The organism is Aquimarina sp. MMG016 (genome assembly GCF_018100805.1).
Classification (GTDB): domain Bacteria; phylum Bacteroidota; class Bacteroidia; order Flavobacteriales; family Flavobacteriaceae; genus Aquimarina.
Window position 1 is genome coordinate 215,848 of the sequence record NZ_JAGJEA010000002.1, and the last position, 13,547, is coordinate 229,394.

At 32.7% G+C, this 13,547-nt stretch carries 14 protein-coding genes; 12 read left to right on the forward strand and 2 right to left on the reverse strand.

Annotated features, from left to right (window positions below; translation table 11 throughout):
• Window positions 1-265 precede the first annotated feature (265 nt).
• Window positions 266-2,473 (forward strand): ATP-binding protein, encoded by a 2,208-nt coding sequence (locus J8M14_RS03960; protein WP_211073266.1) that lies wholly within the window; start codon window positions 266-268, stop codon window positions 2,471-2,473.
• Window positions 2,474-2,574: 101 nt separating this feature from the next.
• Here J8M14_RS03960 and J8M14_RS03965 read toward each other — a convergent pair whose 3' ends face one another.
• Entirely contained in the window at window positions 2,575-3,099 is a 525-nt protein-coding gene (locus tag J8M14_RS03965; RefSeq protein ID WP_211073269.1) for a hypothetical protein, read from the reverse strand.
• A gap of 13 nt (window positions 3,100-3,112) precedes the next feature.
• Window positions 3,113-4,039 carry an OmpA family protein gene (locus J8M14_RS03970; RefSeq protein WP_211073270.1) on the reverse strand — a complete coding sequence of 309 codons (927 nt, stop codon included), beginning with the start codon at window positions 4,037-4,039 and terminating at the stop codon, window positions 3,113-3,115.
• Between the two features lie 435 nt (window positions 4,040-4,474).
• On the opposite strand from J8M14_RS03970, the gene hisG reads away from it, so the two are divergent.
• The 11 genes from hisG (at window position 4,475) to hisIE (ending at window position 13,495) form a co-directional block, all read left to right on the forward strand.
• The gene (gene hisG / locus J8M14_RS03975) at window positions 4,475-5,332 is read left to right on the forward strand and encodes an ATP phosphoribosyltransferase (RefSeq protein ID WP_211073273.1); all 858 of its coding nucleotides are present in this window, start codon (window positions 4,475-4,477) and stop codon (window positions 5,330-5,332) included.
• Window positions 5,333-5,346: 14 nt separating this feature from the next.
• Window positions 5,347-6,633, forward strand: coding sequence for a histidinol dehydrogenase (gene hisD, locus J8M14_RS03980; protein ID WP_211073274.1), 1,287 nt, complete (start codon window positions 5,347-5,349; stop codon window positions 6,631-6,633).
• 48 nt (window positions 6,634-6,681) lie between these two features.
• Window positions 6,682-7,539 (forward strand): DUF3667 domain-containing protein, encoded by an 858-nt coding sequence (locus J8M14_RS03985; protein WP_211073275.1) that lies wholly within the window; start codon window positions 6,682-6,684, stop codon window positions 7,537-7,539.
• A 61-nt stretch (window positions 7,540-7,600) separates the two neighbouring features.
• The gene (hisC, locus tag J8M14_RS03990) at window positions 7,601-8,650 is read left to right on the forward strand and encodes a histidinol-phosphate transaminase (RefSeq protein ID WP_211073276.1); all 1,050 of its coding nucleotides are present in this window, start codon (window positions 7,601-7,603) and stop codon (window positions 8,648-8,650) included.
• A 91-nt stretch (window positions 8,651-8,741) separates the two neighbouring features.
• Entirely contained in the window at window positions 8,742-9,878 is a 1,137-nt protein-coding gene (gene hisB, locus J8M14_RS03995; RefSeq protein ID WP_211073277.1) for a bifunctional histidinol-phosphatase/imidazoleglycerol-phosphate dehydratase HisB, read from the forward strand.
• A 98-nt stretch (window positions 9,879-9,976) separates the two neighbouring features.
• The gene (hisH, locus tag J8M14_RS04000; RefSeq protein WP_211073278.1) at window positions 9,977-10,564 is read left to right on the forward strand and encodes an imidazole glycerol phosphate synthase subunit HisH; all 588 of its coding nucleotides are present in this window, start codon (window positions 9,977-9,979) and stop codon (window positions 10,562-10,564) included.
• Window positions 10,565-10,585: 21 nt separating this feature from the next.
• Window positions 10,586-10,888 carry a four helix bundle protein gene (locus J8M14_RS04005; protein ID WP_211073279.1) on the forward strand — a complete coding sequence of 101 codons (303 nt, stop codon included), beginning with the start codon at window positions 10,586-10,588 and terminating at the stop codon, window positions 10,886-10,888.
• Window positions 10,889-10,975: 87 nt separating this feature from the next.
• A complete protein-coding gene (gene hisA / locus J8M14_RS04010; protein ID WP_211073280.1) occupies window positions 10,976-11,701 on the forward strand; it encodes a 1-(5-phosphoribosyl)-5-[(5-phosphoribosylamino)methylideneamino]imidazole-4-carboxamide isomerase in 726 nt (241 codons plus the stop codon).
• 5 nt (window positions 11,702-11,706) lie between these two features.
• Window positions 11,707-12,048: a tRNA-binding protein gene (locus tag J8M14_RS04015; protein WP_211073283.1), complete on the forward strand. Its 342-nt coding sequence runs from the start codon at window positions 11,707-11,709 to the stop codon at window positions 12,046-12,048.
• Window positions 12,049-12,052: 4 nt separating this feature from the next.
• Window positions 12,053-12,808: an imidazole glycerol phosphate synthase subunit HisF gene (gene hisF / locus J8M14_RS04020; RefSeq protein WP_211073284.1), complete on the forward strand. Its 756-nt coding sequence runs from the start codon at window positions 12,053-12,055 to the stop codon at window positions 12,806-12,808.
• Window positions 12,809-12,898: 90 nt separating this feature from the next.
• Complete coding sequence (gene hisIE / locus J8M14_RS04025) at window positions 12,899-13,495, forward strand: bifunctional phosphoribosyl-AMP cyclohydrolase/phosphoribosyl-ATP diphosphatase HisIE (RefSeq protein WP_211073286.1); 597 nt, start codon at window positions 12,899-12,901, stop codon at window positions 13,493-13,495.
• The last annotated feature ends 52 nt before the right edge of the window (window positions 13,496-13,547 follow it).

A 13,547-nucleotide genomic window follows, 5' to 3' on the forward strand; every position in this document is an offset into this window, starting at 1 on the left:
GGTTTTGTTTTATACACAGTTTTTAGAGATTACATGTGTTTATAAAGTTTAAAAACTTAATGATTTATTTTATGAAGTTTTTGTTGACAAAAAGTTAGTAGGTATAAGAATAGAGTAATGCTGTTGAATACTTGTCGGTATTTTTATAATACAACGTGATAAGGTACCACAACTCTAAATAAAAAAATGTTTTTATCATTATTTTATTACCTTTAGTCGCTATTGATATTTTTGTTAGTATGAATTTTGCTACATATTTATTGTTATGACTCAAAAGTATGATGTAAAATCTGAAATTACCAACTTACTTGAGCAATCCTATAAACATAGGGTGAATAACCTACAAGAAAGTGTAAAACTAGCCAATGAAGCATTAGAGTTAAGCGAAAAAGCAAATGATAAGTCTTTAATAGGTAAAAGCCTGAATATGTTATCATTATTTAACATGATTTCAGGAAGAGGTAGTGAAGCTTTATCATTTGCAGAAAGGGCAATTACCTATTTTGAGTTATTAGAGGATGAGAGAGGGGTAGCTGATGCTAAATATAGCATAGCTGGGATACACTACAAAACTAACAATTATCATCTTGGGATGATTTATCTTATTGATGCCTTAGTTATTTATCAAAAATATAGTGACTGGCATAATCAATCCAGAACCCAAAAATCACTCGGTACTATTTATGAGATTTTAGGAGATGAGAATAATGCTTCTGAGGCTTATAGAATTGCAATTGAAACAGCAAAAAAATGTAAAAATAAAAATCTAGAATCCAACGTGTATAATCCTATGTCCGGGATTTTGCTTAAAAAACATAAGCCTAAAGAAGCACTAGAAGTGATTAATAAATCGATAGCGCTAAAATTAGAAACCGGAGATGATAGAGGTCTTGCTTTTGCTATTTATGGTCGTGGTAAAGTTTATGCTTATAATAGAAAATATGAAAAAGCTAGTAGTGATTATTTAAAAGCATTGGGTATACACGAAAAATATAATGATGTTTTTGGTATAGGAATGACTAAGCATAAATTAGCACAATTATATCTGGAAGTAGGAGAGCAGGAAAGAGCAAAAACTTTGTTAAAAGAAGTTGTAGGGTTTGGCGAAAAATATAATCTCTCTAGAACCAAATTTAAAGCCAGTCATCTTCTTTATGAAATATATCGAGGTGAAAATGATCAAAAAAATGCTTTAAAATATCTTGAAAATTATTTAATAGAAAAAGACGCTTCTATTAATTCTCAGACATTAAGAGTAATCGAAAATTATGAGCGTATTTCAAAAATCAAATATGAACAACAAGAAGAAAACCTTAGACGCGAGAAAGAGGCTATCATAATAAAGAAAAAACAAGCAGAGGAAACCGCTAATATGCGACAAGCTTTTTTATCTGCTATGAGCCATGAGATAAGAACCCCGCTTAACGCTGTGACCAGTATTATTTCTATGCTTAAGGATAGAGCTGATGAAGATGATCAGAAATTACTTACATCTCTACAGTTTTCATCAAAAAACTTAATGAGAATTATTAATGATATTTTAGATTTTTCCAAGCTGGATTCCAATAAAATGGAATTAGAAATGCATCCAGTTAATTTTGAAGAACTTATTAATAATATTAGAGAAACATATTTAGGAATGGCTCTAGAAAAAGGAGTCGAATTAAATGTTCAAATTGATGTAGCAATTAGTAAATTCTATATGCTTGATGAAACTAAACTTTTTCAAATATTAGGAAATCTTGTAAGCAATGCCATAAAATATACTAATGAAGGAACCGTAAGTATAAATATTGAGTTAATGTCTTCAAAAGGAAATAAGGATAGAGTATACTTTAGTGTTCAAGATACAGGTGTTGGGATTGATATAGATGAACAACATAAGCTTTTTGATAGTTTTTATATACCTTCTACTATTACAACAAGAAATAATGGTGGAACCGGATTAGGTTTGGCGATTGTCAAAAAAATAGTGGAGTTGTATGGTAGTAGTATAATTCTAACCAGCGAAAAAGGTAAAGGTTCAACTTTTGGGTTTGAGCTAGTTTTGCAACAAGCTAAACCAACTATTCATATTGATAAAAAGCAAACCGACCAACTTAAAAATAAAACAGCAATTTTAGCAGAAGATAACGAAGTAAATGCTCTGGTGATGGGGCAATTGTTTAAAAAATGGGGTATTAAAATAAAACGAGTAAAAAATGGACTTGATGCTGTAGAAATCGCAAAAAAGATAAAAGTAGACTTCATTTTAATGGATATTCATATGCCGGACTTGAATGGTTTTGACGCTGCTAAACTGATTAAGGGTTCTGTTAATGAAAATCAACATACTCCAATATATGCCTTAACAGCAGATGTAACTGCGGTTAATAATGATGATTATTTAAGTTGTTTCGATGGCTTTTTGTGGAAACCTTTACAGATAGATAGGCTTTTTGATACTTTGGCAAATCAAAAAAAGAATAATTAATTACAGTATTGCCAAATATATCATATAGTAACGTCACTTTACAAAAAAGAAGCTGCCTTTTTAGACAGCTTCATTATATTGATTTTCAAGAAACAATTTTACTATTTATTCTTAAGTTTATTAGCTTGATCGGTCCAGTTGTCTCGTTCTATCCTACCAGGGAAGAATTGTATAAGCTCAGTAACTGTTTCTATGTCTTCTTTAGTAAACTTACTAATTTGCTCAAAAGTATAAATACCTATACCATTTAGCTTCTCTTCGATAAAAGGACCAACGCCACTTATCAGTTTCAGATCATCTTTTTGAGAAGCATCAGCTTTTCCAAAACTAGCAAAGTTTAATTGAGGTTTTTCTCCACTCGGAGATCCATCTCTATCGCGTGTTTTTATAGCTTTGATTTCATTGTTAGATGCCAGTACCTCTTCAGGTGGATGAGAAGAAAAAGTAGTTTTTGCTTTAGTGAAGTTTGTATTTCGGAGTTTATTTTTTTCTCTTTCGCATTTATCTAACGCAGCTTTATATTTATTATTTGATGCCCATCTTGATAAAATCCAGCCTAATAAAAAGGCTAACAATAACAATAATAAAAGGCACCACCAATTTGCTTCTTTTAAAAAGTCTAACATAGTTGTGAGTTATTTAGTTTACAATAATTTCTATTCTTCTATTTTTTTCGCGATTTTCATCAGAATTATTAGGTACAATAGGAGCAGATTCTCCTTTAGAGGTAGCAGTGAGTTTTTCTGCATTAATACCTTGAGAGACAAGATATTTTCTAACATTTTCTGCACGTTGTTCTCCAAACCATAAATTAGCTTCTTCTTCACCAACATCATCCGTATGACCAATAATCTGAACTTTTTTGTCAGGATATTTGTTAAGATAATTTTTAAGCTCTATTGCATAATTAGAAAGTGTAGCATCTGGATTAAATGTCTTCTGGGCAAAACCAGAGTATAATGTCTTGTTAGCAATCCCTTTCTCGATTTCAGCTAATCTAGATTCGTTAAATGGATGGAAATTCAGTAATATACCTCCGTGGAACTTCCCTTCAGCATCGTAACTATAGCTTTGTTGATTTCCTTCTGTTACAATTCGATCTCCATTAATTCCGGATTTTATGAGAATATCTTTAATGAAATTTGCTCTGGAAAGTCCTAATGAGACACCGCTTTGTTTTTCTGCTGAAGTTTCATAGCCCGAAATGATTAATTCTTTATTTTGATTTTCACCAAGATAATCTGCGATTTTATCGCTAAAATCATTCACAGCATCAGGAATATGTACATCGCTATTAGTGTTGTTAATCCAAAAATTATCCGGATAACGAAAAACGTCCTGATTGCTATCATCTTTAGCAAAGAGTCCTTTTGCTAAAAGTTTAGCATTTGCTATGCTATCTTCATATGCTTTTTTGGCTAGTGCTTCTGCTTCAGGGTCAACTTGATCTTTAACTATAGAGGGGCCCCCATTTGTACTTGTTGCACACCAACTACAGGAATAGTACCACCACATTCCTAGCCATGCAAATAGTATAAAAATGATGAGCGTAATTAAATGTTTCATCTGTATTAATTTATTTTTCAATAAACAGATGGAATTCACATAATAATCATAGTTTATGGGGTATTTTTAATTCATATTATGCTTATTTCATAAGTTATTGGTTAGTATTATACTTTTAAAGTTAAAAAAATGTTTTAACATTTGCTATTTAAATATCTAAATTATAGGAAATTACGGTTTTTACGTAATGGAGTTTTAAAATTTTGAGCTGAAAAGTATTTTGAAGAAAAATATTTTTTATAAATTCGCAAAGTATTTAAAAAACAATGAGAAAATTATTTTTACATCATCATCATTCTTACATCTTCGCACAAGCGTGGTAAGTTTGATATGTGTATAAATTAACCATATATAGAAACCCGTTTGAGCAAATCAGACGGGTTTTTTATTTAGAGCTTGTTCTGAACTGACCAAACATAACAACAGATCATAAAAATGTCAAAAATTAAAATTGCTATTCAAAAAAGTGGCCGCCTTAATGAGGACTCCGTAAAAATTCTAAAAGATTGTGGAATTTCTATAGACAACGGCAAAGACCAACTCAAGGCTGAAACACGTAATTTTCCTATGGAAGTGATGTTTCTGCGTAATGGTGATATTCCACAATATCTTAGAGACGGGGTGGTTGATATTGCAATTATTGGGGAAAATGTATTAATCGAAAAAGGAAGAGATATTTCTATAGCAGAAAGGCTTAATTTTTCTAAATGTAAAGTTTCACTGGCCGTACCAAAGGACTTTGAGTATGACTCAATAAATGATCTTAATGGAAAACGAATAGCTACTTCGTATCCCAATACTGTAAATGAATATCTTGATAAAAAAGGAATTACAGCAGAGTTACACCAGATCTCAGGTTCTGTGGAGATTGCACCAAATATTGGATTAGCAGATGCTATCTGTGATATCGTTTCTAGCGGAAGTACTTTGTTCAAAAATAATTTGAAAGAAGTCGAAGTAATGCTTAAGTCAGAGGCTGTACTAGCAGTTTCTCCCAATATTTCCGAAGAGAACAAAAAATTACTAGAAAAATTACAGTTTAGAATCAAAGCAGTTTTAAAAGCAAGGAACTCTAAATATGTATTATTAAATGCCCCAAATGAAAAAATAGAGAGCATTGTGAAAATTTTACCAGGAATGAGAAGCCCTACGGTATTACCACTTGCAGAAAAAGGATGGAGTTCGATACACACAGTTGTAGAAAAGAATAAGTTCTGGGATATTCTTGATGAGCTAAAAGCAGAAGGAGCAGAAGGAATTTTAGTGTGTCCTATCGAGAAAATGGTACTGTAGTAAATTTAGATAAGATGCAGAAGATATATAATCCAAATAGAAGTACCTGGTCCGAAATTCTAAAAAGACCTACGCAAACATTAGAAGATATAGAAAGCACAGTTCTAGATGTCTTCAATCAAGTCAATATCAATGGTAATAATGCAATTACTCAATTTACCGAGAAATTTGATAAAGTATTGCTAGATTCGATGTTGGTTTCTGAAGAAGAAATTGATGACGCCAAGCAATTAGTAAGCAAAGAACTCAAAGAAGCTATTATACTTGCCAAATCAAATATTGAAGCTTTTCACGCTGCACAGAAAACTGAAAGAGTTTCTATTGAAACAGTTAATGGAGTTAATTGCTGGCAAGAAAAAAGACCTATACAGAAGGTAGGATTATATATTCCAGGAGGCACAGCACCATTATTTTCTACAATTCTAATGTTAGCGGTTCCGGCTAATATTGCCGGTTGTAAAGAGATTGTTTTATGTTCACCACCGGATAAAGAAGGAAAAATAAATCCGGCTATTTTGTATACGGCTAATCTTTGCGGGGTAACCAAAATTTTTAAAGTCGGAGGAATTCAAGCAATTGCCGGAATGACGTTTGGAACAGAAACTATCCCACAAGTATATAAGATTTTTGGACCTGGAAATCAATTTGTAACTGTGGCTAAACAATTAGCTACAAAATTTGGAGTTGCAATTGATATGCCTGCTGGTCCGAGTGAATTATTAGTAGTGGCCGATGATACAGCTAATGCTTCTTTTGTAGCTTCTGATTTATTAAGTCAAGCAGAACACGGTAAAGACAGTCAAGTAATTTTAGTGTCTACTTCGAAAAAACTTATCGAAGAAGTGGAATCTGAAGTGACTAAACAATGTGCGGTCTTACCAAGAAAGGAAATTGCACAAGCAGCTATCGCTAATTCTAAACTTATTTATGTAGAAAAGGATACACAAGCATTAGAGTTAATCAATGAATACGGTCCTGAACATTTTATTGTTTGTGTTGCAGATCAGGATTTCTATGTTGATAATATTGTGAATGCAGGTTCGGTTTTTATCGGTAATTATACTCCCGAAAGTGCAGGGGATTATGCGTCAGGTACAAATCATACATTACCAACTAATGGATATGCCAAGCAGTATAGTGGTGTGAACCTGGACAGTTTTATGAAGTCTATGACATTTCAAAAAATATCAGAAGAAGGTATTAAATCTATTGGTAATGCTATAGAAATCATGGCGGAAGCAGAAGGTTTGCAAGCACATAAGAATGCAGTTACTTTAAGGTTGAATAGTCTAAATAGTTAGCTGTTTTTGATAAAACCCGTAAGATTTGATGAATGGAATTTTAAAAAAATGAGTTGTAAAAATTGTGATTATAATTTAACAGAAACTGCTTATTACTGTCAGGATTGTGGTGCCAAAGTAGTAAAAGATAGGCTTACAATTAGGAAAATATTTCAAGAATTCCTTAACAAGGTTTTTGGTTGGGATAATACTTATTTAAGAACCTTAAGAACAATAGTGGTTGCGCCGGATAAGGTTGCTCAAGATTATATTAGTGGAATTAGGAAGAAATTTATGCCTCCTTTTACTTTTCTTTTAATTGGTCTTACTATTGCGACTCTGGTTTTTAATGCTTTTTCAGATAAGTATGTAGAGTTTTCATCTGGTATGCTTAACGAAAGCTTTTATCGATTGCAATTTGATAGTGCAAAAGGAAAAAATGCTTCATCTGGAAATTTGGAAAACGAAAGTAATCAAGAAGCATTTGAAGATTTCGTGGAGGAGCAAATAGAGGTTCAAAAGAAATCACAGGGTATGATATTGAAGTATTTTAACCTTTTTGCTTTTCTATCAATTCCTATGTATACTTTTATAGCATTTGTAGTTTTTGGAAGAAAGCAATATAACTATGCTGAACATTTAGTGATCAATTGCTATATACAAGGTTTTTCTATGATTACATCAACTTTGTTGTTTTTGATGGCATTATTTATTCACCCGTACCTATTTACATCAAGTGTTTTAATTGCAATTTTTTATTATTCATTTACCTATAAAAGATTATGTGATCTTACTTTAGCTAGGACCTTATGGAAATTTATAAAGTTCCTGATAATCCTTACAATTACATTTATTGTTATAACTGTTTTGTTTGGGATTCTATTGGTTTTAATAGATATAATTTTTGGATTAAACCTTTTTAATTAAAGTAGGAAAAATAAAATAATTAACAATGAGACCTGAAATAAGTTCAGGATGACCATAGAAGATGAAAACAACACAATTCGATATAAATCAAATAGTTCGTGAAAACGTAAAAGGGTTGAAACCGTATTCTTCTGCAAGGGATGAATATGTTAGTGACGGTTCTGAAATGATTTTCTTAGATGCAAATGAGAATCCTTACGAAAATGGAGTAAATCGTTATCCTGATCCTAAACAACGTAGTCTTAAGGAATTGTTGGCAGCACAAAAAGGAGTTTCTACGAAAAATATATTATTAGGCAATGGTAGTGATGAAGTACTTGACCTTTTGTTTAGAGCATTCTGTGAACCCAAAGTTGATAATATTATTACTTTGCCTCCAACTTATGGTATGTATAAGGTATTGGCTAACATTAATAATATAGAAGAAAAAGAAGTGTTATTGACTAATGATTTTGAGCCTAATGTGTACAAAATCTTAGAAGCGGTTGATAAAACTACCAAAATAATCTTCCTATGTTCTCCTAATAATCCAACAGGTAATTCTTTTTCAGAAGAAAGCATCATTGAAATTTTAGAAAACCTTGAAGGCTTGGTCGTTATCGATGAGGCATACATTGATTTTTCATCAAAAGAAACTTGGATCAATAAACTAAATACATATCCAAACCTTATTGTCACGCAAACATTATCTAAAGCATATGGTATGGCAGGAATCAGATTAGGATTATGTTATGCTTCAAAAGAAATTATAGGTATTCTTAATAAAATTAAACCACCTTATAATGTAAATGAACTTACCCAACAAAGAGCATTAGAACGAGTTAAAAATGTTGATCAAGTAAAAACGGAGGTTGCGGCGATTATAAAACAAAGAGATGAATTGGTTGTTTCTTTAAAGAATGTAAATTTTGTAAAGGAAATTTATACCACAGATGCTAATTTCGTTTTGGTAAAAGTAGATGACGCTGATAAAAGGTATAAACAGTTACTTGATGAAGGTATCGTAATTCGTAATAGAACGACTCAGCCGCTTTGTGAAAACACATTGCGTTTTACTGTAGGAACAGAAGTTGAAAATAGAAAATTAATAAAAGTATTAAGACAGTTGTAGTTGTTATTCCGGATCAAGTCCGGAATCCAATAATAACAAAGAGTATAATTAAAATAAATTCCAGCCTTCGCTGGAATGGAATGATAAAGCAATGAAAAAGAAAGTATTATTTATAGATCGAGACGGAACGATCATCAAAGAAACTGCAGACGAGCAGATAGATGCATTCGAGAAGATGATTTTTTATCCTAAATCATTTACTTATTTAGGAAAAATTGCACAAGAACTGGATTATGAACTAGTGATGATTACTAATCAGGACGGTTTAGGAACAGAATCCTTTCCCGAAGATACCTTCTGGCCAGTACATAATTTTATTATGAAATCTTTTGAAAATGAGGGAGTGGTGTTTGACAAAGTGTTTTTGGATAGAACATTTCCTCATGAAAATGCTAATACTCGTAAACCAGGAACAGGTCTGTTAACGGAGTATTTTTCTGATGAATACGATCTGGAAAATTCTTTTGTGATAGGAGATCGTCTTACGGATATGGAATTAGCTAAGAATTTAGGTTCCAAAGGTATTTTTATTAATGATAATACGAATCTGGGAACAGGTGAAATTACGATTAAACGAGATGAGTTAAATGGTCACATTGCCTTAGAAAGTAATGATTGGCAGAAGATATATGAATTTTTAAAACTGAACGATCGTGTTGCTGAAATTTCCAGAAAGACCAATGAAACTGATATTTATATCAAATTAAATCTTGATGGTACCGGTAAAAGTAATATCAGTACAGGTTTAGAATTCTTTGATCATATGCTGGATCAGATTGCTCGTCATGGGCAAATGGATTTGGATATTAAAGTGAAAGGAGATCTGGAAGTAGATGAGCATCACACTATTGAAGATACTGCTATTGCACTAGGAGAAGTTTTTAGCGAAGCCTTAGGAAATAAACTTGGTATTGAAAGATATGGTTTCTGTTTACCGATGGATGATTGTTTAGCACAAGTAGCGATAGATTTTGGAGGTCGTAACTGGTTGGTTTGGGAAGCTGATTTCAAACGTGAAATGATTGGAAAAATGCCAACCGAGATGTTTTATCACTTCTTTAAATCATTTACTGATGGTGCAAAAGCGAATCTTAATATAAAGGCAGAAGGAACTAACGAACATCATAAAATCGAAGCTATTTTTAAAGCTTTCGCAAAAGCGATTAAAGTCGCAGTAAAAAGAGACTTTGAGAAAATGATTTTACCAAGTACAAAAGGAATGCTTTAGTGAATTGTTTTTGTCATTCCAGCGTAGACTGGAATCCATAAATAAAATAAGAGATCAAACTAAAAAGATCCTGAATCAAGTTCAGGATGACAAGTCAAATGAAAATAGTAATCATAAATTACGGAGCAGGAAACATTCAGTCTATCAAGTTTGCGATTCAACGATTAGGATATGAAGCAATTCTAAGTGATGATCCTGAAGAAATTAAAGCGGCAGATAAAGTGATTTTTCCCGGTGTGGGTGAGGCAAGCAGTGCTATGAATAAACTAAAAGCTTCTGGTTTAGATACATTAGTACCACAATTAAAACAACCGGTTTTAGGTATTTGTTTAGGCATGCAATTGATGTGCAATTATACAGAAGAAGGAGACACTCAGGGATTAGGAATTTTTCATACCGATGTAGTGCGATTTAATCACGGTGTAAAAGTTCCGCAGATCGGATGGAATCAGATAGAGTCATTAAAGTCTCCATTGTTTCAAGGAGTAACAGAAAAAGAGTATATCTATCTTGTGCACAGTTATTATGCACCCGTTATGGAAGAAACCATCGCACAATCCAGTTATGGAGTCACCTATAGCACTGCTTTGCAAAAAGATAATTTCTATGGCACTCAGTTTCATCCTGAGAAATCTTCTGTGGTCGGTGAAAAAATATTGCAAAACTTCTTAGAAATCGGAAATTAGAAAAGTGAAATTGCGATAGCTATGAAGGATATGAAACTGAGAACTAAAAAAATTACTATTGATTGTTGGAAATTATGTGCAAAGCTTCCTAAAAGTAGAGAGTATAATAATTTAGTTTTTCAGTTGTTAAAAAGTTCAAGTTCAGTTGGAGCAAATTGGAGAGCCTCTCAAAGACCAAAATCAACGGCGGGTTTTATTAATAAATTAAAAATAGTAGAGGAAGAGGCGGATGAATCCTGTTTTTGGCTAGAAGTTTTGATCGAGATAATGGAGGCGATCCAACAGAAGCAAAACGTTTGTGGAAAGAGGCTGATGAATTATTAAGAATTATAGTAGCATCAATTAAAACAACAAAAAGTAAATAAGTTGAGTTATTTCGTTTTTCAACTTTCAAATTTTCAAATTTAAAAAATGAGAATAATACCAGCAATAGATATCATAGACGGAAAATGTGTTCGACTCTCTAAAGGAGATTATGATACAAAGAAGATATACAATGAAAATCCATTAGAGGTAGCCAAAGAATTCGAAGACCATGGAATTCAATATTTACATTTAGTAGATTTAGATGGCGCGAAGTCTAAACACATCGTGAACCATAAGGTATTAGAACAAATAGCTTCTAAAACAAGTTTAAAGATTGATTTTGGAGGAGGTTTGAAAACCGATGAAGATCTAAAAATAGCTTTCGAAAGCGGAGCCAATCAAATAACAGGAGGAAGTATCGCAGTAAAAAATCCGGAAACCTTTAAATCCTGGTTAACTAAGTTTGGTAGTGATAAGATTATTTTGGGCGCAGATGCTCAGAATGAGAAGATTGCGGTAAGTGGATGGTTGGAAGAAAGTGATAAGGAATTAATTCCTTTTATAAATGAGTATCAAAAGGAAGGGGTTTCATACGTGATATGTACCGATATCAGTAAAGATGGTATGCTTCAAGGACCTTCTTTTGAGTTATATCAAAGGATTTTAGCGGAAACAAATAATCTGAAACTTATTGCTTCAGGTGGAATTTCAACTTTTGATGAATTACCAAAACTTGCTGAACTAGGTTGTGAAGGTACTATTATCGGTAAAGCGATTTATGAAAATAGAATTAGTTTGAAGCAGTTGGAAGATTATATCTTAAATAATTGAATGAGATGGAAGAAAATAATTTAAGTTGGGATGATTTTACTAAAGTAGAAATGCGCATTGGAACTATCATTGATGCCGAAGTATTTAGTGAAGTTAGAAACCCTGCCTATAAGATGACAATTGATTTTGGACCATTAGGAACTAGAAAAACTTCTGCACAAATTACTAAGTTATATACTCCTGAAGAAGTGATAGGGAAACAGGTAGTAGCAGTAGTAAACTTTCCACCGAAACAAATTGCCAATATGATGAGCGAATGCCTGGTGTTGGGAGGTTTGGGAGATGATAAAGAAGTAATATTAATTCAGCCGGAACGCAAGGTTAAAAACGGAACTAAAATAGCATAGAAAAATGTTAACAAAAAGAATAATACCGTGTTTGGATATTAAAAACGGACGAACCGTAAAAGGAGTCAATTTTGTAGATCTTCGGGATGCTGGAGATCCGGTAGAATTAGCTGACCTATATTCTAAAGCAGGGGCAGATGAATTGGTGTTTTTAGACATTTCTGCTACCGAAGAGAGAAGAAAAACATTGGCGAATCTGGTATTAAGAGTTGCCGAAAAAGTAAATATACCTTTTACTGTTGGTGGAGGAATTTCTTCTGTTGAAGATGTTGATGTCTTGTTACAAAACGGAGCAGATAAAGTATCTGTGAACTCTTCTGCCGTAAAGAATCCACAATTGATTAATGATCTTGCAGCCAAATTTGGAAGTCAGTGTATAACTGTTGCCATTGATGCTAAGCAAATTGGTGGAGTATGGAAAGTTCATTTGGTAGGTGGAAAAGTGCCTACAGAATTAGACTTATTCCAATGGGCTAAGGAAGTTGAAGAGAGAGGAGCGGGAGAGATACTATTTACTTCTATGGATAATGATGGAACTAAAGATGGTTTTGCTAATCAGGCTTTAGCTAAACTTTCTGAAGAACTGAATATTCCGATTATAGCTTCAGGAGGAGCAGGAAATGTTCAGCATTTTGTAGATACTTTTAAAGAAGGAAAGGCAGACGCAGCATTAGCAGCAAGTGTTTTTCATTTTAAAGAAATAGAAATAAAAGATTTAAAAACCGAATTACGGAATAATAAAATTCCTGTTAGATTATAGTCGGCTTGTCACCCTAGCGAAGGCTATGATCCATAAAATTAGTAGAATACAAAAAGATTCGCATCAAGTGCGGAATGACAAACTTAAATTATGAAAATAGATTTCAATAAAAACAACGATGGACTAGTTCCGGCCATTATACAAGACGCTTCTACCAAGAATGTTTTGATGCTTGGTTATATGAATGAAGAAGCGTATCAAAAGACTTTAGAAACTAAAGAAGTTACTTTTTACAGCCGATCTAAACAAAGGTTATGGAAAAAAGGTGAAGAAAGTGGTAACATTTTGAAGCTTAAAGACATTAATATAGACTGTGATAAGGATACATTATTAATTACTGTAGATCCGGTAGGGCCAACTTGTCATACAGGTACAGATACATGTTGGGGGAAAAATAATGTGCAGACATATGGTTTTCTATCAGAATTAGAATCTGTAATTCGAAGTAGAAAAGAAAATCAAGAAGATGAGGAGTCTTATGTAGCATCTTTGTTTAGAAAGGGAATAAACAAAGTAGCCCAGAAGGTTGGAGAAGAAGCTGTAGAAGTTGTAATAGAGGCTAAAGATGATAATGAAGAACTGTTCTTAAATGAAAGTGCAGATTTGTTATTTCATTATTTAATATTACTCCAGGCAAAAGGATATATGCTTAGTGATATTGAAAACGTTTTGAAATCTAGAAGTTAAGAGCTGATTTTTAGAAGTTTATAACGGGATTTCAGAAAAAAAACGAGTAAGA

Bases quoted from the DNA above. Each gene is read 5' to 3' on its own strand.
- hisA (WP_211073280.1), top strand. From the start codon at position 10,976: ATGAGAATAATACCAGCAATAGATATCATAGACGGAAAATGTGTTCGA.
- hisG (WP_211073273.1), top strand. From the start codon at position 4,475: ATGTCAAAAATTAAAATTGCTATTCAAAAAAGTGGCCGCCTTAATGAG.
- J8M14_RS03985 (WP_211073275.1), top strand. From the start codon at position 6,682: ATGAGTTGTAAAAATTGTGATTATAATTTAACAGAAACTGCTTATTAC.
- J8M14_RS03965 (WP_211073269.1), bottom strand. From the start codon at position 3,099: ATGTTAGACTTTTTAAAAGAAGCAAATTGGTGGTGCCTTTTATTATTG.
- hisH (WP_211073278.1), top strand. From the start codon at position 9,977: ATGAAAATAGTAATCATAAATTACGGAGCAGGAAACATTCAGTCTATC.
- J8M14_RS03960 (WP_211073266.1), top strand. From the start codon at position 266: ATGACTCAAAAGTATGATGTAAAATCTGAAATTACCAACTTACTTGAG.
- hisC (WP_211073276.1), top strand. From the start codon at position 7,601: ATGAAAACAACACAATTCGATATAAATCAAATAGTTCGTGAAAACGTA.
- hisF (WP_211073284.1), top strand. From the start codon at position 12,053: ATGTTAACAAAAAGAATAATACCGTGTTTGGATATTAAAAACGGACGA.
- J8M14_RS04015 (WP_211073283.1), top strand. From the start codon at position 11,707: ATGGAAGAAAATAATTTAAGTTGGGATGATTTTACTAAAGTAGAAATG.
- hisIE (WP_211073286.1), top strand. From the start codon at position 12,899: ATGAAAATAGATTTCAATAAAAACAACGATGGACTAGTTCCGGCCATT.
- hisB (WP_211073277.1), top strand. From the start codon at position 8,742: ATGAAAAAGAAAGTATTATTTATAGATCGAGACGGAACGATCATCAAA.
- J8M14_RS04005 (WP_211073279.1), top strand. From the start codon at position 10,586: ATGAAGGATATGAAACTGAGAACTAAAAAAATTACTATTGATTGTTGG.
- hisD (WP_211073274.1), top strand. From the start codon at position 5,347: ATGCAGAAGATATATAATCCAAATAGAAGTACCTGGTCCGAAATTCTA.
- J8M14_RS03970 (WP_211073270.1), bottom strand. From the start codon at position 4,039: ATGAAACATTTAATTACGCTCATCATTTTTATACTATTTGCATGGCTA.